This window comes from Nocardia coffeae, from assembly GCF_019890715.1.
In the GTDB taxonomy this organism is placed as follows: Bacteria; Actinomycetota; Actinomycetes; order Mycobacteriales; family Mycobacteriaceae; genus Nocardia; species Nocardia jiangxiensis.
Genome location: NZ_JAINZY010000022.1, coordinates 77,436 through 101,258 on the forward strand (window position 1 = coordinate 77,436; position 23,823 = coordinate 101,258).

Consider the following 23,823-nt stretch of genomic DNA (forward strand, 5'->3'; position numbering starts at 1 on the left):
CTCTTCTACGCATCCGGTCCTAGGGTGTGAGGGTGCAGTGACCGATTCGATACGGAATGCTCTAGCCTGGACCCAGCCGTCGGACAACCTGGTAAATCTGGCGTTCTCTCCCTGGGTGCGGTGGTTTTCTCCGACATTCTATGGAGCGGAGAACTTGTCGCAGGATCGCCCTACGCTGTACGTAGCGAACCATGCCGTGTGGGGAACCGGAGAGGTGCTGCTGAGCCTGTATGGGGTATTCCGGGCGCGGGGCAGCATGCCTCGTTCACTGGCCGATCGTCTGCACATGCGTATCCCCGGCTGGCGGGATATGTTGACGGCGATGGGGTCGGTCGTGGGAGACCGTGAAATTACCCGAGCCCTCATGCGAAACGGTCAGGATGTCCTGGTCTTCCCTGGCGGGCAGCGCGAGGTATTCAAGACTCGTAGCGAGCGGTATCGGCTGGTGTGGAAGCAGCGCACCGGTTTCGTGCGTCTGGCGGTCGAGGAGGGATACTCGATCACTCCGGTTGGGGTTGCCGGTGCGGACGACGCCTTCGATTACGTCTTCGATGCCGATGATTACCGAGTGTGCTCGTTTGGGAGATCTATTGTGCGAAGCGGTGTGGCGGCGGGTTTGTTTCGTAATTGCGATGAACTACCGCCGATTGTGCGCGGCATCGGATTGACACCGATTCCTAAACCGCAGCCGTTCCATATCACGTACGGTGCGCCGATCGATCTCTCAGATTATCGCGATCGGACCGATGATCTTGACGCTATGTTGCAGGCCAGGGCCGTCGTTGTCGAGGCGGTCGAGTCCGCGATTACGCACGGACTCGAGCGCCGGCGTGCGCAATCGGCGTGCGGCAGTCCGCTGCGTCGCTGGCTCAATGCGGCGACTTGAGACTACTGAATCCTTACCGCGACGAGGGGCCTGCTTTCCGTGGGAACAAGTCCCGTCACGAAGTTGTCGACTGTCAATTTCATGCTAGAGTTTGACCATGTCGCCGAGGACCCGTGAAAGCTGCCTATGATGCACCGGATCGCGTTCGCGCGGTGAGTGCCGTTTTGATCGTCGGTGGCGCCGCGTTCGTCGGCGGGCTGTTCTGGCGTGAGTTCCTGGTCGGCAGGTCAGCGCTACGCGCGGTCGATCGCATGGGTCCACTGGAGCCGACCCTGCTGTCGGGGTATTACGCCCGGGTGATCGACGCCGCGGCCGCCCGTGTCGTGCTGAGCGCCGTGCTCGTGGTTATCGGTGTGGGCCTCGCGATGCAGCTGTGCGGTGATGGTCCCGTCTGGGCGGCGGTGACATGCGTCTGCATCATGATCATGTTTCTCGTTGTCGGCGTGCTACGAATCCGGCCCGCCGCCCGCCGCCTGGTCACATCGCCGGATTCGCTCGATGTGCAGCTGCCGATCGTCCGGCGCCTGCTCGGGTACCACGTGATGGGTATGGCGATGATGGCGGCGATCGTGGCGATCCAGCCAGCCGTCGAGCGAGGCACTGTCAGTACGACGATCGCGGCCGGTGGCGCCGGTTTCCTGGCCGCTACGCTCTGGAACGAAGTGCTGGTCGATAGGCCGGCGGCACGGCTCGACGCGGTGCTGACAGAGCGTGACCGATCGACTGTTGTCGGCTACTACACCGTGATGACAGCGACTGCGGTCCGCCCTAACCTCGCCGCCGTGTCCCTGGCCGTGAGCGTGACACTCGGGGTGCTGCTCACGCAGCTGCTGGGCAGCGGAATACCTGACTGGGCGGCACCGACTTCTCTCGCGATCCTCATGGTGTTTCTCGTGCTCGCGGGTCTGCGGACCTGGCCGGCCGCCGTACGTCTGGGCGGCAATACCGAGCCCGCCGAAGTGCAGATGCGCTCGGCAAGGACGCTGGGCCGGTATCATCTCACATTCGTGATCATGCTCGCGGCCATCGTCGTGGTCCAGTTGATCGCTAGCTAGGGCCTGAGTGCTGGTAGCGCATCCAAGAGGAATTCCTATGAGAACTCGTCGAACCCTCACGGGGTTGCTCACCGCCGCGGCAATCGCCACGTTCATGTTGGTGTGGCCGACAGCGCCCGCGGGCGCTGATGTCGGCGAATGTTCGGCGGGATGGCATTCCGACACCCTCGCGTCGGGGCTGGGTATGCTGGAAAACCTCGAATCGGACGGGCGAGGTGGATTTTACGTTGCCGGGCTGGGCGCTGGGGTTCTCTACCACCTCGATGCCCAGTCGAAGGTGACGCCGGTCCTCGCGCATCTCGATAGCCCCGCGGGGTTGCGACTGGTGGGAAAGCATCTGTATTTCCTGACCGGTGACCAGTCATCGCCGAACGGAACCGGCACACTGCAGCGATTCGACACAACCAGCCGTACGGTCACAACGGTGCTGAAGGGTCTGGTACAACCCAACGGCCTGCTACTGCTGCCCGACGGCGATCTCCTTATTACGCACCTGACCGCCCCCACGCAGCCGATAGGCATCGATCGATATCGGCCCGCAACGGGCAAGTTCACTTCGAGTTGGGCCAAGACGGAGACCCCCAACGGTCTCGCCCTCTCCTCGGATCGCCGGACCGTCTACACCGAGGACATGCTGCTGTCCAGGATCATCCGCATACCGTTGGACGCACCCGATAAACCGTCGGTTGTGGGCGAGATCCGCGACGGACTCTTCCCGGGCCTCGACGACATGGCGGCAACCAAGTCGGGCACCTTGTTCGTGGCCGGCGACAATTCCGGCAGCGTCTACCAATTCGACCCCGCCACTGGTACAAGCTGCACCGTAGCGGCGGGGTGGTTCCTTCCCAACTCGACACCCGTCCCGCCGCGTGGCCCGACCTCGGTCCGCATCGCCCGTGATGGGGACCGGTGGGCGCTCTACATCACCTGCAGCGACGGCACACTGCGCAGACTGCGACCGCCGGCCGGTGTTGATCTCACGCCTGTCCGGTAACCGATGGTATGACCGGGTACCGCGCGGTTGTACCAACGGTTACTCAGCGGCGCAGGCGGTACCGCGACATCATGCATTCGTCCTCGTGGTCGATCAGGTGGCAGTGCCAGACGTAGCCCTGCATCATCATGTGGTCGCCACCGTGGAACATCGCGTCGGGGTCGAATCCCAGTTCGTCGGCGGTAGGGAAGGTGATGGACACCCGCGTGACCATGCCGGCCGGGCAGGTGACGGTGTCCTTGGGGCCTACTTCCCATGCCCGTGGCGGCTCGGGAGCGCCGCTGAGGAATCGCGTGGGGTCGGGCGCCCAATACGTGCCCTCCGGCGGTACGGGATTCTGGGCGAGATATCCGATCGTATTGAAAGGCTGGCGGTTGAGGATCCGCATGCGGACCAGGTGCAGGTGCATCGGGTGCGAGTCCGGCGAGTTATTGACGAACTCCCAGATTTCGGTTGTGCCCTGCCGCGGTTCGGGTATCGGATTGTCCTGGTAGCGCAGGTTGTTCATGTTGCCGGTGAACGGCGGCCATGACGCTGCCGGGAACTGGTTGAGGGTGATGACGCGGCGTCGGCCTGTGGTCGGCACAGGCGGTAGCGCGGCGGATCGGCGTTTGCCACCGCGTAGCGCGGTCGGGGGTGCGGCGGCGAAGCCGGTGACTCCCGTACCTACGAACCGCATCAGCGTCGCGATGGTTTGTGCGCCGAGGGCCTGGGCGAGACCCGGTCCGAATTCGAAGCTGTTCAGCAGGTCGACGGTCTCTCCCGCGCGGAGCCCGGTGAAGTCGGCGACGATGTCGAGCCGTTCGCCGGGTGCCATCTCGACTTCATCGAGGTATACGGGTTGGTCGAGCAGACCGCTGTCGTTGCCTACGACCCAGAACCTGGTCCGATTGGAGAACGACAGCCGGTATTCCCGGTAGTTGGATGCGTTGAGCATCCGGAACCGATACATGCCGCGGGCCACCGTGGCGCGAGGATGGACCGTGCCGTTGATCGTGATCAGGTCGCCGAGCATGGCGCCCTCCCAGCGGCCTTCCTGGATCCAGCGCACGGTATGGAAGCGCAGTGAGCCGTCGTCGTTGAAGCGACGGTCGGCAATCACCAGAGGGATTTCGAATTCGCCGCTGGGCAGCCCTAGTGCGTTGCCGGCCGTGCCGGTGTCGTAGTCGTCGCGCAGCAGATACATGCCAGCGAGGCCGGCGACCACGTTGAGGCGGGTGATGCCCATCGCGTGATCGTGATACCAGAGTGTGGTCGCGTCCTGCCGATTGTGATGTCGGTAGAGCTTGGTTTCACCAGGCCGAAAGGTGTCTTCTGGGTGCCCGTCCATATCCGGCGGAGTAACTGCACCGTGGAGGTGCACCGCGACGCGGGGCGCTGTCCTGTCCTGATCGGTGGCGCCGTCCATGGATGTGTCGACATCGCTCGCGAACAGATGTTTGCCGAGGGAATTGGAGAAGGACAGCTCGATCGGCTCGCCAACATGAGCCTCGATGGTCGGTCCCAGGTAAGGGGCCCCGCCATAGGACCAGGTCGGCGCGACACCGAGATCGCGGTGGAAGCGATGTGTGCTGGGGTCCACCGCCAGGGCCCGGCTGCCGCGGACGACCGGCGGGACAGGAAGCTCGTCGACAAACGGTTGCACCTTCGGAGACGGTGGCGCAACGATGTCGACGGACGGATCCTGTTGCGGGACAGAAGGATCCGCCTTGACGGTCGAGACCTGGGACGCTGCCCAGCCGCTGGCCGTAACTGCCGCTACTGCGGACAGGAAGCGTCGACGTCCCAGACTGCGGGGCTGGCGGATCACGAAGTCTCCTCGATGGGGCCGTGGACGGAAGGGCAGCTCGACGTGGGTACCATACGAAATAAGTTGTCAGTCGTCAATTTATTGAATCGACGGTCGACACTCGACGGCCGATCTCCAAACCGGTACCAACACAACTGATGTCACGCATTGTCACGCTGCGTGTCGAAGCGTGCGCCGATATCAGGTAGGCCCACGCTGTCAGGTCTCGAGCACCTGTTCGACCCCTGCGGCGTGGCGCCGGGCGGAGAGCTGGGCCCCGCTGATCATGGCCCGAGGAGTGTCCTCATAGGATTTGATGTGCTCGTGGAGGATGCCCCGGTCCGCGTGTCAGCTCCTGCCTGTGGATCAGTACGACCGTGGGAGGCGAAGACTGTGCTGCGCAACGTAATTGAGGATCATCTCGCGGCTGACCGGCGCGATGCGCAGCAGCCGCGCCAGGCCCCACTGGGGCATCAGTCCGTATTCGCTGCTGATGCCGTTGCCGCCGTGCACCTGGATGGCGTGGTCGGCCGCGCTAATGGCCGCCTCCGCGGCGGCGTATTTGGCGATATTGGCGGCTTCCGCGGCGGGCAGGCCGTTCTGATAGAGCCACGCAGCCTTCACGGTCATCATCGCGGCGAGATCGACTTCGATCTTTGCCTTGGCGAGCGGATGCGAGATCGATTGGTAGCCACCGATTGCCGACCCCCACACCGATCTGGTGCGGGCATAGGCGGCAGCACGGTCGACGGCGAATCGGCCGATGCCGACACAGACGGCCGCCCCGGTGATCCGCTCCGGGTTCAAGCCATCGAAGACATGGCGGAAACCTTCGTCCAGGACGCCGATGATGCTGTCCGCGGGAAGCCTGACCTTGTCGAAATGCAGGGTGTACTGCTTCTCAGGCAGGCTGATCCCCACGGGGAGCGGATGTTTGACGAGGCCGGGCGCGTCGGTGGGGACGAGGAACAGCGACATCGTCGCGGTGCCGTCCTCCCTGCGGCCGGTCCGGGCGACCACGATGAGCGCCGCGGCCTCGTCGACCCCGGAAATGTAGTACTTCGTTCCGGTCAGGACGTAGTCGTCGCCCTCGCGGACGGCAGTCGTCGATATCCGGTGGCTGTTCGAGCCCGCGTCCGGTTCGGTGATGGCGAAGACGACCTTGGTGCCCGACGCCATGCGCGGCAGCCATTCCCGGCGCTGCTCGTCGGAACCGTATTTGCTCAGCAGCTCGCCGGAGATCGCGCTGGATACCAGCAACAGCAGCTGCGGGCAGCCGTGGGCGGCGGTTTCTTCGCAGACGATGGCCAGTTCAGTCATTCCGGCCCCGCCGCCACCGTATTGCTCGGGCAGGTTGATTCCGATGAATCCGTGATCTGCGAGGTCCTGCCAGAGCTCGTTGGTGGGTTCGTGCGCACTGGCTCGTTCGGCGTAGTAGGCCGGGCCGTACTTGTCGGTGATCGCTGCGACCGCACGGCGCAGCTCTTGCTGTTCGGTTGATTCGATGAAATCCATCAGAGTGCTCCAACGAGTTTGTCGGGAACGTCGGTGTAGGTGGCGCGCAGGAACTCGCCGAGTCCCTTCGCTTGCGGGTCGGTTCGGGTCGAGGACGCGACGCCATCGCCGAGGAAGCCGACGATCACGAAATTCAGCGCTCGAAGGTTGGGGAACTCGTAGCGCCGGACTTCGAACCCTTTTGCGTCGGCGACCAGTTCGGTGAACTTTTCGGTCGTGAGATGGGAACGCAGCCAATCCCACTGCTCGTCGGTGTCGGTCCAGACCCCGACGTTCGCCTTGCCGCCCTTGTCGCCGGAGCGAGCTGCGACGACCGATCCCAGTGCCCGGCGCGTGGCGGGGCCGAACTCGGTTGTGACGATCGAAGGTTCGACACTGGCAATGGCGCCGCAGCAGCGGTCGTCGGTCTGCGGGCAGTGTGGGATAATCTCACGGGTGCCGTCGCCGTGCACGACGACGTGTTCGATCTCGGTCGCGGGAACGACAGTCGGCCAGTACACCCCGAATTCGCTCGCTGAGGAGGGTGGGGTGGTGGTGTGGAATCCGGCGTAGCCGCCGACCGCCAATTCGAGCACAGCGTTGGAGAACGCGCGGTCGACCTTGGTGCGGTCGCGGTCCTTGACGGTGACCCGCAGATGCGCGCTCGCCTGGCTCAGCCGCGTCGGCTCGGGGACGTCGTAGCGCAGCAACTCCACGGCGACATCGTCGAAACGTTCACGGCCGCCGAGAATGTCGAACAGCTCGTCGACGGCCCAGCGTGCCTTCTCCTCGATGTCCAGCCCGGTGAGCACCAGGGTCATCGTGTTGCGGTAGCCGCCGATGTAGTTCATGGCGACCTTCAGTGCCGACGGCGGGGGCGTGCCCCTGGCCCCGGTGACCCGGACGCGATTCTCGCCGTCCTGACTCAGTTCGAGCGAGTCGAAATGGGCGACGACGTCCGGATTCAGATAGGCGGGTGAGTCGACTTCATAGAGCAGCTGGGCGGTGACCGTGCCGGGCGACACCAATCCGCCGGTGCCGTCGTGTTTGGTGATGACGAAGCTGCCGTCGTGTGCCAGCTCGGCGATCGGCGAACCCGGATACCGACGGTCGGTGATCTCGTGGATCTGGGAGTAGTTTCCGCCGGTCGCCTGCGGTCCGCATTCGATGATGTGGCCAGCGGCGATCGCCCCGGCGAGGGCGTCGAAGTCGGTTCGGGTCCAGTTGTGCCACCAGGCGCCGACACCCGAGATCAGCGCCGCGTCGGTTACCCGCGGGGTGATCACGATGTCGGCGCCGCGGGCCAGAGCGGCCGTGATGCCCCAGCCGCCGAGATAGGCGTTCGCGGACACCGGTTCCGCGCCGGACTCGGAGAGAGTCATGCCCTTGTCGAGATGGTGCAACGAGTGGCCGGCGGCCTGTAGTGCGGGGAGGCGCTCGATGATGTCGTCGCCTTCGACGTGCGCCACCGACATCTGCACGCCCGCCGCGTTCGCGATTTCCCGCACCCGGGCGGCCATCCCGGCCGGGTTCAGCCCGCCGGCGTTGACCACGATCTTGATACCGCGCTCGGCGCACGTGCCGACCGCCTCGGCGAACTGCGTGAGAAATGTTCGCGCGTAACCAGTTTCGGGATCCTTCTGCTTGGCCTTCCACAGAATGAGCATGGTGAGTTCGGCCAGGTAGTCGCCGGTCACCACATCGATGGCTCCACCCTCGACGATCGCTCGGAACGACGCGATCCGGTCGCCGTAGAACGCGGACGCGTTGCCGATGCGAACCGGTCGCCGCGGTGTTGTCGTGTCGATCATATCGGGGTCTTCTTGTCGGGAGTGACGGCGAGGTGGGGGCGCTTGCTGCCTGGCGCACCCGCGAAGGCCTGGGCGATATCCATCCAGGAGGAGGCGACATCACCGTGAATGGACAGTTCGGTGTCCTCGGCATGCCGGCGTTGGGTGACCACGAGGACGAAATCCTCTGCGGGCCCGGCGATCCGGTTGACCGCGTCGTCGGGCCCCCAGGTCCAGACCTCGCCGCCGTCCGGTGCGCTCAGCTCGACCCGCACCGAGTCCTCGGGAACCTCACGATCATTGAGGCGATAGGCGAAGGCGAAGGTGCTCACGCCGAGATGGGCGATGCTGCGCAGTCCCGGGCTGACCGGATGTTCGACACCCACGGTGTCGTACACGTCCTGGCCGTGCGCCCACGTCTCCATTAGCCGAGCGGTCGCCGACGAGGCCACACTCATATCCGGGCCGAACCACGGCATTCGCTGGCGCGGATCCGCCTCGGTGAATGCCGCGAGCAGCCGCGTACGGGAGTCGATGAACCATTCGAGCAGATCGACCGGCGCCATCCGCCGGTAATCTTCAGCGACACGGTCCGGGAAGTCGGTTCCGCGAGCGGTCAGGCTCTCGGCCTCTGACCGGAACCGGTCGGCATCGGTCATGGCGAGCAGGGCGACGTCATCGAAGAATGCCAGATGCGACACCTGGTCTCGGACAGCCCAGCCGGCCGCGGGCGTCGCGGTCTCCCAGACCTGTGCGGTCGACGAGCGCAGGCAGTCCAGGAGCGAGTCGCTCTCCTGCCTGAGGTCGTGCAGTAGTGCGGCGTAGTCGAGAGCCATTATTTTCCCTGCCATTTCGGAGTGCGTTTTTCGGCAAAGGCGGCCATCCCCTCTTGGGCGTCCGCACTGGAATAGACTGGAGCCCAAATGGTTTCGGCGTGGTCGAAGGATTCTCGCAGCGTATGTTCCGCGGTGAGCGTCATCGTCTGCTTGCCCGCCAGCACCGACAGCGGCGCGTTCGCGGCGATCTGTAGCGCGAGTGCCTGCGCGCGCGCAGGCAATTCGCCGGGTTCGGCGAGTTGGTTGACGAAGCCGATCTCGTAGGCGCGCTGCGCGGTCATCGGCGCACCCGTCAGGACGATCTCCATCGCCACCCGCCGGGGGATCATCAGCGGAAGCGGTGCCGCCCAGGGCGATCCGCGGCCCACCTTCACCTCCGAGATGGCGAATGTCGCTGTCGTCGAGGCGACACACAGGTCGCAGGTCTGCGCGAGCAGGAAGCCGCCGGCGAAGGCCGCGCCGTTGACCGCCGCGATCGTCGGCTTGTCGACCTCGATATTGCGTCCGAACTGCGGGACGAAATCGATCGGCGGGATCGTCAGTTTCGACTCGGACATCTCCTTGAGATCGCCGCCGGCGCAGAAGGCTTTATCGCCGGCTCCGGTGAGGACGAGGACCTTCGCCTGGTCGTCCTCGTTGAACCGGCGTACACCCTCGAAGAGTCCGTCCCGCACGGCCCGGTTGAGACTGTTGCGGGCAGCAGGCCGATTGATCGTCAGCCACGCGATGCCGTCGCGGATCTCGTAGCGAACCTCATCGGCCATTACTCGACTCGGTCCTGGACGATCGCGAGCACCTGTCCGGAGTCGACCTGCGTGGACACCGCTACCGGCAGCTTGACGACGATGCCGTCGGCGGGCGTGCGAATGGTGTGCTGCATCTTCATCGCCTCCAGCACGACGACCGGGTCGCCCGCGGACACTGCCTGTCCCTCGGTCACTTCGACCCGGACGACCGTTCCCGGCATTGGCGCAAGCAGTGAACCGGCCTCCTTCACTTCGCTCGGGTCGGGGAAACGTTCGATCTCGTGCAGCTCGGAGGCTCCGAGGGCACTGTCGACGAAATACGTTGTCCCGGAGGAGGTGACGCGATACCGCCGGCGGACACCGTCGATGACGGCGTCGACCAGCCCGGCGGTCGTCTTGTCGAGAACCACGGTGTGCGGCGCCCAATCATCGATGTGGGCGGTGAGTCCGGCGCGGTCGAAGCGGTACTCGACGTCGTACTGTTGGTCGCCGCAGCGGAAAGACACCGATTGCAGGGCACTGGCAAGTGTCCGGAACCCGGACGGGAGGCCGGGCAGGATTAGTGTATGCGCGCGCCGATCCGCCTGTGCGGCGAGCGCGGCCACCAGCGCGTGAACCTTGGTCGCAGGCTCGGCGACACCACGACGCGCCATCAGTTCCACCGGGTGGTGCCGGTCCAGATAGCCGGTGTCGATGGCGCCGGTCCGGAATTCTGGTTCGCGCAGAATGCCGATGAGCAGGTCCCGGTTCGTGGCGACCCCGTGCACCAGGGTCTCCTGCAGCGCCCGCGCCACCAGATCGCAGGCCGCGGTGCGGTTGGCGCCATAGCCGATCACCTTCGCGAGCATCGGATCGTAGTAGGTGCTCACCTGCGAACCGGAGGTGAATCCGGCGTCGATGCGGACGCCGGGCAGGTTCGGGAACTCCAGGGTGGTCAACGTTCCCGAGGCCGGAATGAAGCCCGCCGCAACGTCTTCGGCGTACAGGCGTACTTCCACCGCGTGTCCGGTCGGCTTGGCGTCGAGCATCTGCTCGGGCAGCGGCTCGCCCGCGGCGACGAGCAACTGACCTCGTACCAGGTCGATGCCGGTGACGAGCTCGGTTACCGGGTGCTCGACTTGCAGACGGGTGTTGACTTCCAGGAAGTAGAAGGAACCGTCCTGTGCCATGACGAATTCCACTGTTCCGGCGCCCTCGTACGAGAGTGCCTTGCCGGCGGCGACCGCCGCGCGGCCCAATTCGTCACGCAGGGCGTCGTCGACGGCGGTGGACGGGGATTCCTCGATGATCTTCTGATATCGCCGCTGGATCGAACATTCCCGTTCACCGAGGTGCACCACGGTGCCGTGGCTGTCACCGAAGATCTGCACCTCGATGTGCCGGGGCGATTCGACGAACTTCTCCAGGAAGACCGTGCCGTTACCGAAGGCGGAGGCCGCCTCACGCCGCGCGCTGCGCACGGCTTCGACAAGTTCGGTTTCGCCGGTCACGATACGCATACCGCGACCGCCGCCACCGTAGGCCGCTTTCACCAGGATCGGAAAACCGATGTCCTGCGCGGCGGCGCGCAAGCGCTCCGGTTCTTCGTCGGACTCGCTCGCCACGGTCGCACCGGGAAGGACGGGAACTCCCGCGGCGGCCATCATACGTTTTGCCTCGATCTTCGAGCCCATGGCGGCGATCGCCGCGGGGCTCGGACCCACGAAGGTCACCCCGGTCGCGGCGCAGTCGCGCGCGAATTGCTCATTCTCGGAAAGGAATCCGTAGCCGGGATGAACCGCGTCCGCCCCGGTGCGGCGCGCTGCGTCGAGGATCAGATCGGCCCGCAGGTAGGTGTCGGCAGGGGCGGTGCCGGGCAGATGGACCGATTCGTCGGCCTGCAGCACATAGGGCTCGTCGCGGTCGGCATCGGAGTAGACCGCTACCGTCGCGATGTCCATCTGGTGTGCGGTGCGCATGATCCGGGCGGCGATCTCGCCGCGGTTGGCGATCAGCAGTTTGGTGATCGAACGCCCCTGAAGAGTCGAAGACATAGGGTTACTCACATCCTGAAGACGCCGAAGCCGCGGCGTCCGGCGACCTTGGCGGAATGGGCTGCGGACAGGGAGATTCCGAGAATGGACCGGGTGTCACGAGGATCGATCACACCGTCGTCGTAGATGCGAGCGGAAACATAGAACGGATGCGATTCGGCCTCGATCTGACGCTCGATGGCTGCGGTTCGTTGCGCGTCGGCCTCTGCATCGAACTCCCGGCCCGAGGCGGCAGCGGAGGCCTTGCCGACGATCGACATCACGCCGGCGAGCTGTTGCGCGCCCATCACGGCCAGGCGGGCATTGGCCCAAGTGAACATGAAGCGCGGATCGTAAGCGCGGCCGGACATTCCGTAGTTCCCCGCGCCGAACGAGCCGCCGATATTGATGCTGATGTGCGGGACGTCGCTATTGGTCACGGCGTTGATCATCTTGGCGCCGTCCTTGATGATCCCGCCCTGCTCGTACTCGGTGCCGACCATGAAGCCCGTGACGTTGTGCAGGAAGATCAGGGGAGTGTCGGTCTGGTTGGCGAGCAGGATGAACTCCGTCGCTTTCTTCGCTTCCTCGCTGAACAGCACACCGCGGGTGTTGGCGAGGATGCCGACCGGGAAACCGTGGATCGACGCCCAGCCGGTCGCGATGCTGGTGCCCCAGCGAGGCTTGTACTCGGAGAAGCGCGAACCGTCGACGATGCGCGCGATCACCTCGCGCGGGTCGAACGGGATGCGGGGGTCGCCGGAGGCGATGCCGAGCAAGTCCTCCGCGTCGTAGAGCGGCTCGTCGGCGGTCAGCGAGGGGCCGGGGCCGAGTTTGCGCCAGTTGAGGTGGGCCACGATGTCGCGGCCGATGCGGATGGCGTCGGTCTCGTCGACGGCGAAGTAGTCGGCCAGGCCCGATACCCGCGAGTGCATGTCCGCACCGCCGAGCTCCTCGTCGTCGGCATCCTCGCCCGTGGCCATCTTCACCAGCGGCGGTCCGCCCAGGAAGACCTTCGCCCCCTTGTCGACCATCACCGCGTAGTCGCACATGCCGGGGACGTAGGCGCCGCCGGCGGTCGAGTTGCCGAACACCAGTGCGACGGTCGGGATGCCCATCGACGATAGCTCTGTCAGCTCGTGGAAAATCCGGCCCGCGTGCACGAACAGTTCCGCCTGCGTCGGCAGGTCGGCGCCCCCGGATTCGACCAGATACACCACCGGCAGCCGGTTGATTCGGGCGATCTCCAACGCGCGCAGGTTCTTTCGCAGCGTATAGGGATTCATGGTGCCGCCGCGCACGGTGGGATCGTGGGCGATGATCATGCATTCGATGCCGGAGACCACGCCGACTCCGGTGACGATCGCGGCACCGACGTTGAACTCGGTGCCCCAGGCCGCCAGGGCGGACAGTTCCATGAACGGGCCGTCCCGGTCGATCAGCAGCTCGATCCGCTCCCGCACCAGCATCTTGCCCCGATCGCGATGGCGCTTGGCGTAGCGCTCACCGCCACCTGCCGCGACCAACTTGAGCTGCTCATGCAAGGTCGCCACCGCATCCGACTGCACGCGGTGGTTTTCCCGGTATGCCGACGCTGCGGTGTCGACCTCGGACTTGAGTACGGGCATCCGTACGCCTTTCGATTTTCGAGAAGTCGCGATCATGGCCCCACGTCGTGGGTCTGGCTAGCGAGTTAGTGAATGAAGATATACTAACTTAGCGAGAAGGCTAGCGGAACCTGGGCGTACGCCTGTAATCTCCCACCGTGTCCTGCGTGAGTCTATCGAGATTGGATCTCAGAGTTATCTGTGAGTAACTATCTAGCGGCGGCGCCCGGCGTTTGGCGGATCCGATGTCCGTGAACGGCGCTGTGCGACGGCTCCCGCGGAAAACGAGATCATGACGGAATTGCGCGCACGCTCTGATCGCGACCGCTTCGAGGAAGGACCCGCTCATCGTGAGCACTGAAGCATTCATCTACGAGGCCGTCCGGACCCCGCGTGGGCGAGGCAAGGCCAACGGCTCGTTGTACGGTGTCAAGCCGGTTTCGCTGGTTGTCGGGCTCATTCACAACCTGCTGGAACGTCATCCGGGCCTGGACCCCGCGGTGGTCGACGACATCGTGCTCGGCGTGGTGTCGCCGGTCGGTGATCAGGGCGCGGTGATCGCGCGGACCGCGGCGCTGGCCGCCGGTCTGCCGGACACCGTTGCCGGTGTGCAGCTCAATCGTTTCTGCGGGTCGGGTCTGGAAGCTGTCAATACCGCCGCGCAGAAGGTGCGTGCGGGTTTCGACAAGCTCGTGCTCGCCGGCGGCGTCGAATCGATGTCCCGGGTGCCGATGGGATCCGACGGCGGCGCGTGGGCGATGGACCCGGCTACCAACTTCGCCACGTATTTCGTGCCGCAGGGCATCGGCGCGGATCTGATCGCGACGATGGAGGGCTTGAGCCGCGAGGACGTCGACCGTTACGCGATGCGGTCACAGCAGCGGGCTGCTCAGGCCTGGACGGGTGGTTATTTCGCGAAGTCTGTTGTGCCCGTGGTGGATCAGAACGGCATCACGATTCTGGACCGGGACGAGCACATGCGTCCGGAATCGACCGTGGAGGGTCTGGGCAAGCTTGCGCCGTCGTTCGCCACGGCCGGTGCGATGGGTGGCTTCGACGCGGTGGCGTTGCAGAAGTACCACTCGGTCGAGCGGATCGAGCATGTGCACACAGCGGCGAACTCCTCGGGCATCGTGGACGGCGCGGCCCTGGTGCTGGTCGGTAGTGAGCAGATCGGCAAGGATCTGGGCCTGACGCCGCGGGCGCGGATCGTGGCGACCGCCACCTCCGGTGCGGATCCCACCATCATGCTCACCGGCCCGACTCCTACCACGCGCAAGCTGCTCGACCACGTCGGCTTGACGGTCGAGGAGATCGACTTGTTCGAGATCAACGAGGCGTTCGCGTCCGTGGTCCTGAAATACCAGAAGGATCTTGGTATTCCCGACGAGAAGCTCAATGTCAACGGCGGCGCCATCGCCATGGGCCACCCGCTGGGCGCCACCGGAGCCATGATCGCCGGCACCATGGTCGACGAGCTGGAGCGCCGCAGCGCCCGGCGCGCGGTGATCACGCTGTGCATCGGCGGCGGTATGGGTGTGGCCACTCTGATCGAGCGTGTCTGAACCGGCGAATCTTCCAGCAGCAGAAGGAAATACACTCATGATTGAGAACATCATCCGGTGGGAGTCCGGCGACAACGGAATCGTCGTGCTCACTATCGATGACCCGAATCAGTCGGCCAATACGATGAACCAGGCCTACATCGACTCGATGGCTGCCACCGTCGATCGCCTGGAGGCCGAGCGGGATTCGATCGTCGGTGTCGTGCTGACCTCGGCCAAGAAGACCTTCTTCGCCGGTGGTGACCTCAACGATCTGATCGCGACGACCAAGGAGCAAGCGGCCGGGTTCTTCGCCTTCGCCGAGCGGATCAAGTCCGATCTGCGCCGGCTCGAGAAGCTGGGCAAACCGGTCGTGGCCGCGATCAACGGCGCGGCAATGGGCGGCGGGCTCGAGATCGCCCTCGCCTGTCATCACCGGGTGGCGTTGAACGCCAAGGGAACTCAGATCGGGCTGCCCGAGGCCGGGCTGGGTCTGCTGCCCGGCGGTGGCGGTCTCACGAGGACCGTGCGCATGTTCGGCATCCAGAAGGCCTTGACCGCGGTCCTGCTGCAGGGGCAGCGTTACTCGGCCGTCAAGGCCGCCGAACTTGGTTTGATCGACGACCTGGCCGACACCCGCGAGGAATTGCTGGTCAAGGCGAAGGCCTACATCGAGGCCAATCCAGCACCGGCGCAGCCGTGGGATGTCAAGGGTTACAAGATCCCTGGCGGCACCCCGGCCACACCCTCGTTCGCGGCCACCCTTCCCGCGTTGTCGGCGAATGTGCGCAAGCAGATCAAGGGCGCGAATCTTCCCGCGCCGGTGGCGATCCTGTCCGCCGCGGTCGAAGGGGCGCAGGTCGACTTCGACACCGCCTCGACCATCGAGTCGCGGTACCTGACCGAACTGGTCACCGGCCAGGTCGCGAAGAACATGATCCAGGCGTTCTTCTTCGACATGCAGCAGATCAACTCCGGTGGATCCCGGCCCGATGGCTACCCGAAGCAGACCTTCGAGAAGGTCGTCGTGCTCGGTGCGGGCATGATGGGCGCGGGCATCGCGCACGTGTGCGCCAAGGCCGGTATCGAGGTGATCCTTCGGGATGTCTCGCTCGAGGCGGCCGAGCGCGGCAAGAACTACTCGGTCAAGGTGCTGGACAAGGCGATCGCCAAGGGCTCGGTGACTCGCGAGCAGGCCGACGAGATTCTGGCCCGGATCACCCCGACGGCCGATGTCGAGCCGGCGGCGGGTGCGGATCTGGTGGTCGAGGCGGTCTTCGAGGACCCGGGCCTCAAGGCCAAGGTGTTCGCCGAGATCGAGCCCGTCGTCGCCCCGGATGCCCTGCTGGGGTCCAACACCTCGACGCTGCCGATCACCGGGCTGGCCGAAAGCGTCACCCGTCCGGCCGATTTCATCGGGCTGCACTTCTTCTCCCCGGTCGACAAGATGAACCTGCTGGAGATGATCGTCGGCGAACGGACCAGCGACGCAACTCTGGCCAAGGCCATCGACTTCGCCCAGCAGATCCGCAAGACCCCGATCGTCGCCAACGACAGCCGCGGCTTCTTCACCAGCCGTGTCATCGGCAAGTTCCTCGACGAGGCCGTGGCCATGGTGGGGGAGGGTATTGCGCCGGCGTCGATCGAGCAGGCCGGACTGCAGGCCGGCTATCCGGCGCCGCCCCTGCAACTGTTCGACGAGCTGACCCTGACCCTGCCCCGCAAGATCCGTGAGGAGACCAAAGCCGCCGTCGGCGAGGCCTGGGTGACGCACGGCTCGGAGGCCGTGATCGACCGGATGCTGGACGAGTTCGATCGCAAGGGTCGTTCCACCGGCGCGGGCTTCTACAGCTACCTCGACGGTCAGCGGGCCGGGATCTGGGAAGGGCTCGCCGAGCACTTCGCCACACCGGGCTACGAGATCCCGTTCGAGGACATGAAGGAGCGCATGCTCTTCGCCGAGTCCATCGACACGGTGAAGTGCTTCGACGAAGGCGTGCTGCGCTCGGTCGCCGACGCCAATATCGGCTCCATCCTCGGCATCGGATTCCCCGCTTGGACCGGTGGCGTCATCCAGTACATCAATGGATACCCCGGCGGCGTGGCTGGTTTCGTCGCCCGAGCACAGGAACTGGCCACCAAGTACGGCGCACGTTTCGACCCCACCGCCAGTCTCCTCGCGAAGGCCGCGGCGGGGGAGAAGTTCGCGTAGATATGTCTTCGCAGAATCGATTTCGGGCAATGCGGCTTCGGAAACGCACTGCGGAGAAGCCGGTGGCGCCCCGTTATTGGAACGAGCGGGGCGCTCTCGGTTCCGGGCCACTCGGCGCGGGACCTCGTCTCAAAAGACACTGATCAAGAGAGCCGCACAGCATGAGTATTCCAGTGGGCATCAACGTCGGCCACTTCCAGAGGGCGTTGCCCGACCGGTGGGGTGACCGCGTCCGGCAGATCGAGGACCTCGGCTTCGACGGTATCTGGTGTTCCGAGGCGTATGGGTCCGATGTGTTCACTCCGCTTGCCTGGTGCGCGGCGCGCACGACGCGGGTGCGACTGGGCACGGCCGTGGCTCAGATCCCTGCTCGGACGCCGGCGGCCACTGCCATGGCCGCCGCGACACTCGACCATTTGTCCGGTGGCCGGCTCGTGCTCGGTCTCGGTGCATCCGGGCCGCAAGTGTCCGAGGGCTGGCACGGCGTCGCTTATTCCCGCCCACTTGCGCGGACCCGTGAGTATGTGGATGTGGTCCGGGAAGTCCTGGCGCGGGAACGCCCGCTCGCTTACGAGGGCGAATTTCATCGGCTGCCGATGACCGGCGGGACTGGGCTCGGCAAACCGTTGCGGTCGTCCCTGCACTCGCTGCGACCGGACCTGCCGATCCAACTCGGCGCCGAAGGTCCCCGGAATATCTCGCTCGCCGCCGAGATTGCCGACGGCTGGCACGCCATGTTCTTCTCTCCCGCCTCCGACCCGTTCTACCGGGAGGCTCTCGATGCCGGATTCGCCCGGCGTCCCGGTGGCCGCCCCGGGCGGTTCGAGGTGATTGCCTCCGTGCCGGTCGTGGTCGACGAGGATGTCGAACGTGCTGCGGATCGGGTGCGGCCGGATCTCGCGCTGTATATGGGCGGGATGGGTGCGCGCGGCGCCAATTTCCACTACGACGTCTTCGCCCGGATGGGTCATGAGGAACTCGCCGCGCGGGTGCAGGATCTCTATCTGCGCGGGGAGAAAAAGGCCGCGGCCGCCGCGATCCCGACCGCGCTCGTCGAACAGGTGGCCCTCATCGGCCCCGTCGGCAAGATTCGCGAAGACATCTGCCGATGGGGATCCACGGTGATCGACTCGATCGCTGTGCAAGGACTGCCGGTCGACCTCGACACGGTGGCGCGAGCAGTCCTCGCCTGACACTGCTTCAGCCACGATCCGCGGACTCGGCAATTGGTCGGCCGGATGCCCCTATGCTCCATCCGGAGCGTAGTGGGTGGCGAATCGCTGGCGCACGATATTCTTCTGCACTTTGCCTGTCGAGGTCCGCGGCAGTTCGCTGACGACGATTACCGATTTCGGCACCTTGTATGGGGAGATAAGTTGTTTAACTGCTTCTATCAGCCGAGCTTCGTCGATCGATGAACCTGGTCGCGGCACCACGACGGCCGTGATCGCCTCGCTCCAGTGTTCGTGCGGTAGTCCGACGACCACGACTTCGGCGACCTCGGGTTCGGCCGCATAGATGGCCTTCTCTACCTCGATCGAGGCCACATTCTCGCCGCCGGACTTGATAACGTCTTTTCCCCTATCGGTGAACCAGAGAATCCCATCGTTGTCGATGTAGCCGACATCGCCGGAATGGAACCAGCCGTGAGCGAACGCTGCCTCGGTTGCCTGCGGGTTGTCGAGGTACTCGGTCATAGTGTGGGGTCCGCGATAGACGATCTCGCCCTCCTGGCCTTGCTTCACCAGAGCGCCATTGTCGTCCATGATGGCGACCTGGATATTTGCCACCGCGGTGCCGACCGCGCCCGAGTGGGTCAGTTGGTGCTCGGGACGAAACATCGTGGCTGTCGGGCTCATTTCGGTCTGGCCGAACAGGAGGTAGAAGTCGCAGCCGAATACTTCGATGCAGCGACGCAGTTGGGCGTCCGGCATCGGCGCCATGGCGTAGCAGGCTCTGCGCAGACTGGACAGATCCCGTATGGCGATGTCGGGGTGTTCGAGCATTGTCCGGTACATCATCGGCAGGGCGAAGATCTGTGTTATGCGGTCGCGCTCGATCTGTGCCAGCAATTCGCCTGCGTCGAAGCCGCGGCGTAGATGGATCGTTGCCCCGACCATGATCGCCGCCGTGCAGTGGCAGTTCAGCTGGGCGGTATGAAACAAGGGCAGCATGGCGACGAAATGATCGTCGGCGGCGAACCGCGCTTCCAGTGCCATGGTCATGGACTCGAGGTAGATCGCGGTGTGGTTGCCTACCACGCCCTTTGGAGCGGATGTCGTTCCGCTCGTGTAGAGGTAGCTGATCGGGTCGCGGTCGGCTACATAGTGTTCCGGCTCGGCGGATGTTCCCGCCGAGGTCAACTCCGCGAACGTGAGGTGGTGGCCTTCGTCGGTGGGCAAGGGCGTGGTGCCGGGAGCTATCACGACGTCTACCAGGCCCGGCGCGGACTCCACGGCCGCGGACATGGCGGCTACCAACTGGCTTTCGATCACGATGCCGCGTGCGGATGAGTGACGCAAGACGTAGCCGATTTCACTTGTCGCCCAGCCGAGATTGATCGGCACGCAGACCACGCCCAACTTCGCACAGGCAAAGTAGGTGACGAGGAACTCGACACTGTTTCCGGATGCGAGGGCCAACACCTCTCCCCGTCGGTACCCGCGCGAATGCAATGCGTTGGCCACCCTGTTGACCCATAAGTTGAACTCATCGTAGGTGTAGGAACGCTGGTCATCGACGACTGCGACCTTTCTCGGCGACCGCGCGGTTATCCGGGTCAGACTGTCACCGACGTTCACGCGATGAATCAGATTCGTGCGCAGGGCGCTTTCGGACACCGAGTCTCCTCTTGTCCCGTGAGAGACACTAGTTAACGATGAAGAACCGTGTTCGCGCTGCCTTCCCGTGCGAACCTTCTGAATATGTTACTTCTCATTCACTAGCTGAGGGGTCAATTCGCAATCATTCCCGGTACGGTGCCGTGGAGAGACTTACCCCCTGATGGTCTGAGCGGATGCGGTCAGCATCGGTGGCCGGCCTGGGCAGCCGAGCGGGTCATATCGCCAGGATCACCTGCGCGGCCGTGATCAGCAGTTGACGTAGCCGATCCTCCGGTAGACCGGCGTTGTGGAACAGTGTCGACTGGATCGCGCCGATTGCGGCGTGGACGAGAGTGCGGGTGTCGGCGTCCGACAGTTCATCTCGCAATTCGTCGAGTAGATGTACCCACTCCTCGAGGTACATGCGTTGCTTGCGCCGCAGGCGGCGGCTGTCCTCTTCGGGCAGGTTGTTGATTTCGTTGTGATAGACCTGCGCCAGTTGGCGATCGGCCACTACGAATTCGACTTGGCCCTCGATGAGGCGATTGAGCGCCTCTGGCAAGTCGTCGACCGTCTCCACAATACGTTGTTCGTCGAGCAGGAGATTGTCGATCACCCGATCGAACAGCGCTACCAGCACTGCGGATTTGCTGTCGAAGTGGCGGTAGATGCCCGACCCCGTGATGCCTGCCGCTTTGCCGATGTCCGACATCGACACCGCATGAAACCCCTTGTGTGCGACCAGGTCGGCGGCAGCGGTGAGGATTCGTTCTTTGCGCGCGGGGTCCCGGATTCGAATCGGCGTCTCGATGTCGTCGGTCGTCTGCTCGCTGATTTTCCACCACCTCCTGGGCCGAGTCGAAGGTAACCAGGGCTGTGTTATTCACGGTTTACCAACTGCAACGCTTCGTTATCTGTAAGGGTAACCCAGCGCTGTTACCCAGTAAAATCTGCGAAGATCTGTGCAAAACCTTGGTGCCATCCGCTTTTAGTTAATACCGGGTTACAGCCCTGCCTGCCGAGCTAGTGGCCCGCGGCCCGTTCGGCCTTGGAGTCGGGTGGCAGGTGTGGTGCCGGTCCAGCGTTTGAACGCGAAGATGAAGGTGTGGCCTCGGCGCAGTCGAGCCGGAGCGCGATGTCGTCGGTGGTCAGCGGGGGTTTCTGCCAGCATCTCTTCGGCCAGGGTGCGGCGGACCTCGTCGAAACGGGGAGGTGCGGTAGCTGGTGGCCCGCGGCCTCGAGGCGGCGACGAAACGTGCGGGAGCTGAGATCGAGTTTGCGTGCGGCGGTGTCGAGCGGCGGGGCGTGTCGAACCCGTTGCACCGGAGTTGAATAGCAGGAGCTCACGTACTTCGGCGGCAATGCCTGCGCGAGCGCGGCGCTGGTTCAGCAGGTCGCGGCACCGGGCCACGCCACATGGTGCGGGTGGCCCGGTTGGCTTGGGACAGGGGCCGTACAGGAGACTCGGGTCGATGCCGAAAACCGTATGGGCGCAGTCGAACTGCGGGTATACGTCGAAGAGCTCGGCCATTCGCTCGGCTTGATCTGTGGCGGGGTGGGTGAATTCGACGCGCGCTCCTAATAGGTCGCTGACGATGCGGTGCATGGCGACGATTTCGCGTTCGATGAGGAACTGCTGGACGTCGGCGGGATGGTGTCGTGGTGGATCCAGGCGAGCATCTCCTGAGGCAGCGATTCGACGATCGGGATGCAGAAGGCACAGCCGAGCCGGTAGTAGTGCAGTGCCAGCGAGATCGCCTCGCGCAGTGTGGGACTGGAGGCGCATGTGTAGCCGAAGATGCCGAAGGCACTGATCGGGTAGCGGCGGCCCTCGCCGGTGTCATTGTGCGCCTGATCATGGACCGAGGAACAATCGTTCGCACGGCAGGCGCGGCATCAGCCACGAGTCTTCGACCGCCTCCTGGACCAGTTCGATTGCGCACCAGCGTTTTCGGATCCAGTCGTGGACCAGATTGCGCGCCGCTTCGGCTGTCGCGGCGTAGTCGAAGACCGTATCGGTCAGCCAGATGCGTAGGTGTAGATCGCCTTCTGGTAGAAGCCATCGCTCGGTATTCATGGCCTATCGCTTCCTTGTAACGCAACTACTGGTCGACCTTGCTGGATGATGATGCATTAGCTCGACCCCTTTATCCCGTCGACGATGGTCGCCTTGGTGGAGTCGTCAAGGGAGTACGGCGCGTACAGAGTGAACCGATCGACCAAACCGCTGTAGCGCCGGATAATCTCGGGGCCTACCTCCTTCGGTTCGCCGACCACGGCGAAGGCTGTAAGCACGTCATCGTCGATCAAGCTCGTCATCGTCGCCCAGTCACCGGCTTTCGACAGCCGGTGCAACTCCTCGTGCAGATCTCCCCACCCATGCAGGTCGAGGACCGCTCGATATGCCGGCGTGGCGCCGTAGAAAGCGATCTGGTGTCGCACCGAGTCCACGGCGGTGCGGTACTGAATCTCGTTGGCGCCGGTTGCGACTAGCCCGGGGTAGGAGATGGTGAAGTCGTCGCGCGAACGTCCATGTGCCCGTAGTTCGTGCTCGACCAGGGGCACGGTGACGTCACTGAGGTATCGCGGGGTGGTGAATCCGTGGACCAGCAGGCCGTCCGCGGCCCGGCCAGCGACGGCAGTCATCCGTGGTCCCACCGCCGCCAGCACAACCCGAGGTGGCCCGTATTGGTTCGGCTCCGGCCGGAACATGGGTGTCATCAGAGTGTGCTGGTAGTGGCGCCCCCGGAAGTCCAGCTCCTCGCCGGTTTGCCAGCTGTGCCAGATCGCTTGCAGGGCTTGTATGTGCTCGGCCATGCGCTCGGCAGGTGCCGACCACGGCATGGCGAAACGCCGGGTAATGTGCGCCTGTGTCTGTGAGCCCAGTCCCAGGACGAACCGGCCCCGGCTGAAGGAGTTCAGGTCGTTGGCTGCGGTCGCGATCGTCATCGGGTTGCGCGCGAACGCGACCGCCACGGCGGTGCCCAACGTCATCGACAGTGACTTCTGGGCCGCCAACACCAGCGGCAGGAAGGGATCGCGGTTGACCTCGGTCGACCACACCCCGTCGAACCCGATCGCCTCCGCGGTCGTGATCTGCGCGGCCAGAGATATCAGGTCACCACCGAACGTGTCATCTATCCCTCCGCCGATGTTGGCGTCGATGCGCATGCGGTACGGGCGGGCGCGCTCGGGGGTCATGGATCGCACCGTCGAGGCGGTTCGGTTGGCCGTGCTGGGCTGGCCAGATGGGTCAAGGGGCATGCCGAGTGCCTGCGCTTTCGTCGCCCGTTCGTGTCGGTCACTTGTGTCTTCTGATTCACTAGTCTGTTCGCTTTAATATCGATTGGCGCCGCCAGCCGTCACCCAATCTAGCCAGCTAGCTTTGTCTCTCGGATCAATCCGAGGGGCGGCCCCCGGTCTCCTAAGCCCTCTATTAGTAAATTTCAAATCACTATAGGACGTATCGCTCGTCGGCGGCTGGGGTTTCGGGCGAGGCTGCTCGAATGTCGACCCCTTTGACCGTTCCGGCTGTTCGGTGCCGACCCGAAGGGCTTCGATGTCTGTTTCGAACCTGGTGGCGACACCGCCTCGACGCGCTGTCTTACCGCCTGGCGGGCGCAGTCGGTGGTGGCGACTGTCTTCGACGGCCTGCCTGGCCTCACGGCCAAGCCCCGCGCTGACGGCCAGTTGGACATGCCCGTAGTAAATCACATATTCATAGGTGAAGTATCGTTTTTGGCATGCATTCGGCATATCGTCGCCGCAGGTCGGTGGTTGTACGCATACAGGAGGACCTGCTGACGTGGCTGTTCCGGCGCGACGAGCCAACCTCTCCGGGCTGTCCCGGCCTGGATCGGTGTCCCAGCCGAGACCGCCGTCCATCAAGTACGTCGCCTCGGCTTCACCCCCGATGACGTGCGCCACACCCGGCTGACACACCTCGACGTCGACCGCGCCGACTTCCCCACGCATCTGTGCACGTCAATGTCACCGAACTGTTCGCGGCCCGTCATCCGCGCACACTGCGCGAGCG

Annotated in this window: 17 protein-coding genes and 1 pseudogene; 6 read left to right on the top strand and 12 right to left on the bottom strand. The window is 64.5% G+C overall.

Annotated features, from left to right (window positions below; all coding sequences use genetic code 11):
• The first annotated feature begins 37 nt into the window (after positions 1 to 37).
• The 3 genes from K7711_RS43645 (at position 38) to K7711_RS43655 (ending at position 2,935) form a co-directional block, all read left to right on the top strand.
• A complete protein-coding gene (locus K7711_RS43645; RefSeq protein ID WP_222978424.1) occupies positions 38 to 886 on the top strand; it encodes a lysophospholipid acyltransferase family protein in 849 nt (282 codons plus the stop codon).
• Positions 887 to 1,182: 296 nt separating this feature from the next.
• On the top strand, positions 1,183 to 1,941 hold the full coding sequence (locus K7711_RS43650) for a hypothetical protein (protein ID WP_222978425.1): 759 nt from the start codon (positions 1,183 to 1,185) through the stop codon (positions 1,939 to 1,941).
• Between the two features lie 37 nt (positions 1,942 to 1,978).
• Positions 1,979 to 2,935 (top strand): SMP-30/gluconolactonase/LRE family protein, encoded by a 957-nt coding sequence (locus K7711_RS43655; protein WP_222978426.1) that lies wholly within the window; start codon positions 1,979 to 1,981, stop codon positions 2,933 to 2,935.
• Positions 2,936 to 2,978: 43 nt separating this feature from the next.
• Here K7711_RS43655 and K7711_RS43660 read toward each other — a convergent pair whose 3' ends face one another.
• From K7711_RS43660 to K7711_RS43690, 7 genes are all read right to left on the bottom strand, one after another.
• Complete coding sequence (locus tag K7711_RS43660; protein WP_222978427.1) at positions 2,979 to 4,745, bottom strand: multicopper oxidase family protein; 1,767 nt, start codon at positions 4,743 to 4,745, stop codon at positions 2,979 to 2,981.
• A gap of 345 nt (positions 4,746 to 5,090) precedes the next feature.
• Entirely contained in the window at positions 5,091 to 6,239 is a 1,149-nt protein-coding gene (locus K7711_RS43665; RefSeq protein WP_222978428.1) for an acyl-CoA dehydrogenase family protein, read from the bottom strand.
• Positions 6,239 to 8,029 (bottom strand): acyclic terpene utilization AtuA family protein, encoded by a 1,791-nt coding sequence (locus K7711_RS43670; RefSeq protein ID WP_222978429.1) that lies wholly within the window; start codon positions 8,027 to 8,029, stop codon positions 6,239 to 6,241. Before K7711_RS43670 ends, K7711_RS43665 begins: the two co-directional genes overlap by 1 nt.
• Positions 8,026 to 8,844 (bottom strand): TIGR03084 family metal-binding protein, encoded by an 819-nt coding sequence (locus K7711_RS43675; protein WP_222978431.1) that lies wholly within the window; start codon positions 8,842 to 8,844, stop codon positions 8,026 to 8,028. Before K7711_RS43675 ends, K7711_RS43670 begins: the two co-directional genes overlap by 4 nt.
• Complete coding sequence (locus K7711_RS43680; RefSeq protein ID WP_222978433.1) at positions 8,844 to 9,608, bottom strand: enoyl-CoA hydratase/isomerase family protein; 765 nt, start codon at positions 9,606 to 9,608, stop codon at positions 8,844 to 8,846. The genes K7711_RS43675 and K7711_RS43680 overlap by 1 nt, the downstream gene beginning before the upstream one ends.
• Complete coding sequence (locus tag K7711_RS43685; RefSeq protein WP_222978435.1) at positions 9,608 to 11,623, bottom strand: acetyl/propionyl/methylcrotonyl-CoA carboxylase subunit alpha; 2,016 nt, start codon at positions 11,621 to 11,623, stop codon at positions 9,608 to 9,610. Before K7711_RS43685 ends, K7711_RS43680 begins: the two co-directional genes overlap by 1 nt.
• A gap of 8 nt (positions 11,624 to 11,631) precedes the next feature.
• Positions 11,632 to 13,230 carry an acyl-CoA carboxylase subunit beta gene (locus K7711_RS43690; RefSeq protein WP_222978437.1) on the bottom strand — a complete coding sequence of 533 codons (1,599 nt, stop codon included), beginning with the start codon at positions 13,228 to 13,230 and terminating at the stop codon, positions 11,632 to 11,634.
• A gap of 329 nt (positions 13,231 to 13,559) precedes the next feature.
• On the opposite strand from K7711_RS43690, the gene K7711_RS43695 reads away from it, so the two are divergent.
• The 3 genes from K7711_RS43695 to K7711_RS43705 all read left to right on the top strand — a co-directional run bounded on the left by K7711_RS43695 (position 13,560) and on the right by K7711_RS43705 (position 18,158).
• Positions 13,560 to 14,774 (top strand): acetyl-CoA C-acetyltransferase, encoded by a 1,215-nt coding sequence (locus K7711_RS43695; RefSeq protein WP_222978439.1) that lies wholly within the window; start codon positions 13,560 to 13,562, stop codon positions 14,772 to 14,774.
• Between the two features lie 37 nt (positions 14,775 to 14,811).
• A complete protein-coding gene (locus K7711_RS43700) occupies positions 14,812 to 16,965 on the top strand; it encodes a 3-hydroxyacyl-CoA dehydrogenase NAD-binding domain-containing protein (protein ID WP_222978441.1) in 2,154 nt (717 codons plus the stop codon).
• 167 nt (positions 16,966 to 17,132) lie between these two features.
• On the top strand, positions 17,133 to 18,158 hold the full coding sequence (locus K7711_RS43705) for an LLM class F420-dependent oxidoreductase (protein WP_372460260.1): 1,026 nt from the start codon (positions 17,133 to 17,135) through the stop codon (positions 18,156 to 18,158).
• Between the two features lie 51 nt (positions 18,159 to 18,209).
• On the opposite strand, the gene K7711_RS43710 is transcribed toward K7711_RS43705, so the two are convergent.
• From K7711_RS43710 to K7711_RS43730, 5 genes and pseudogenes are all read right to left on the bottom strand, one after another.
• On the bottom strand, positions 18,210 to 19,805 hold the full coding sequence (locus K7711_RS43710) for an AMP-binding protein (RefSeq protein WP_222978445.1): 1,596 nt from the start codon (positions 19,803 to 19,805) through the stop codon (positions 18,210 to 18,212).
• 217 nt (positions 19,806 to 20,022) lie between these two features.
• Positions 20,023 to 20,622, bottom strand: a complete 600-nt coding sequence (locus K7711_RS49170) for a TetR/AcrR family transcriptional regulator (RefSeq protein WP_222978522.1) — start codon at positions 20,620 to 20,622, stop codon at positions 20,023 to 20,025.
• Positions 20,623 to 20,790: 168 nt separating this feature from the next.
• A pseudogene (locus K7711_RS49470) lies at positions 20,791 to 21,605 on the bottom strand (AraC family transcriptional regulator ligand-binding domain-containing protein); the annotation flags it as partial.
• A 37-nt stretch (positions 21,606 to 21,642) separates the two neighbouring features.
• Entirely contained in the window at positions 21,643 to 21,864 is a 222-nt protein-coding gene (locus K7711_RS43725; protein WP_222978450.1) for a hypothetical protein, read from the bottom strand.
• Between the two features lie 56 nt (positions 21,865 to 21,920).
• Positions 21,921 to 22,958, bottom strand: coding sequence for an LLM class F420-dependent oxidoreductase (locus tag K7711_RS43730; RefSeq protein ID WP_222978524.1), 1,038 nt, complete (start codon positions 22,956 to 22,958; stop codon positions 21,921 to 21,923).
• Positions 22,959 to 23,823: the final 865 nt, after the last annotated feature.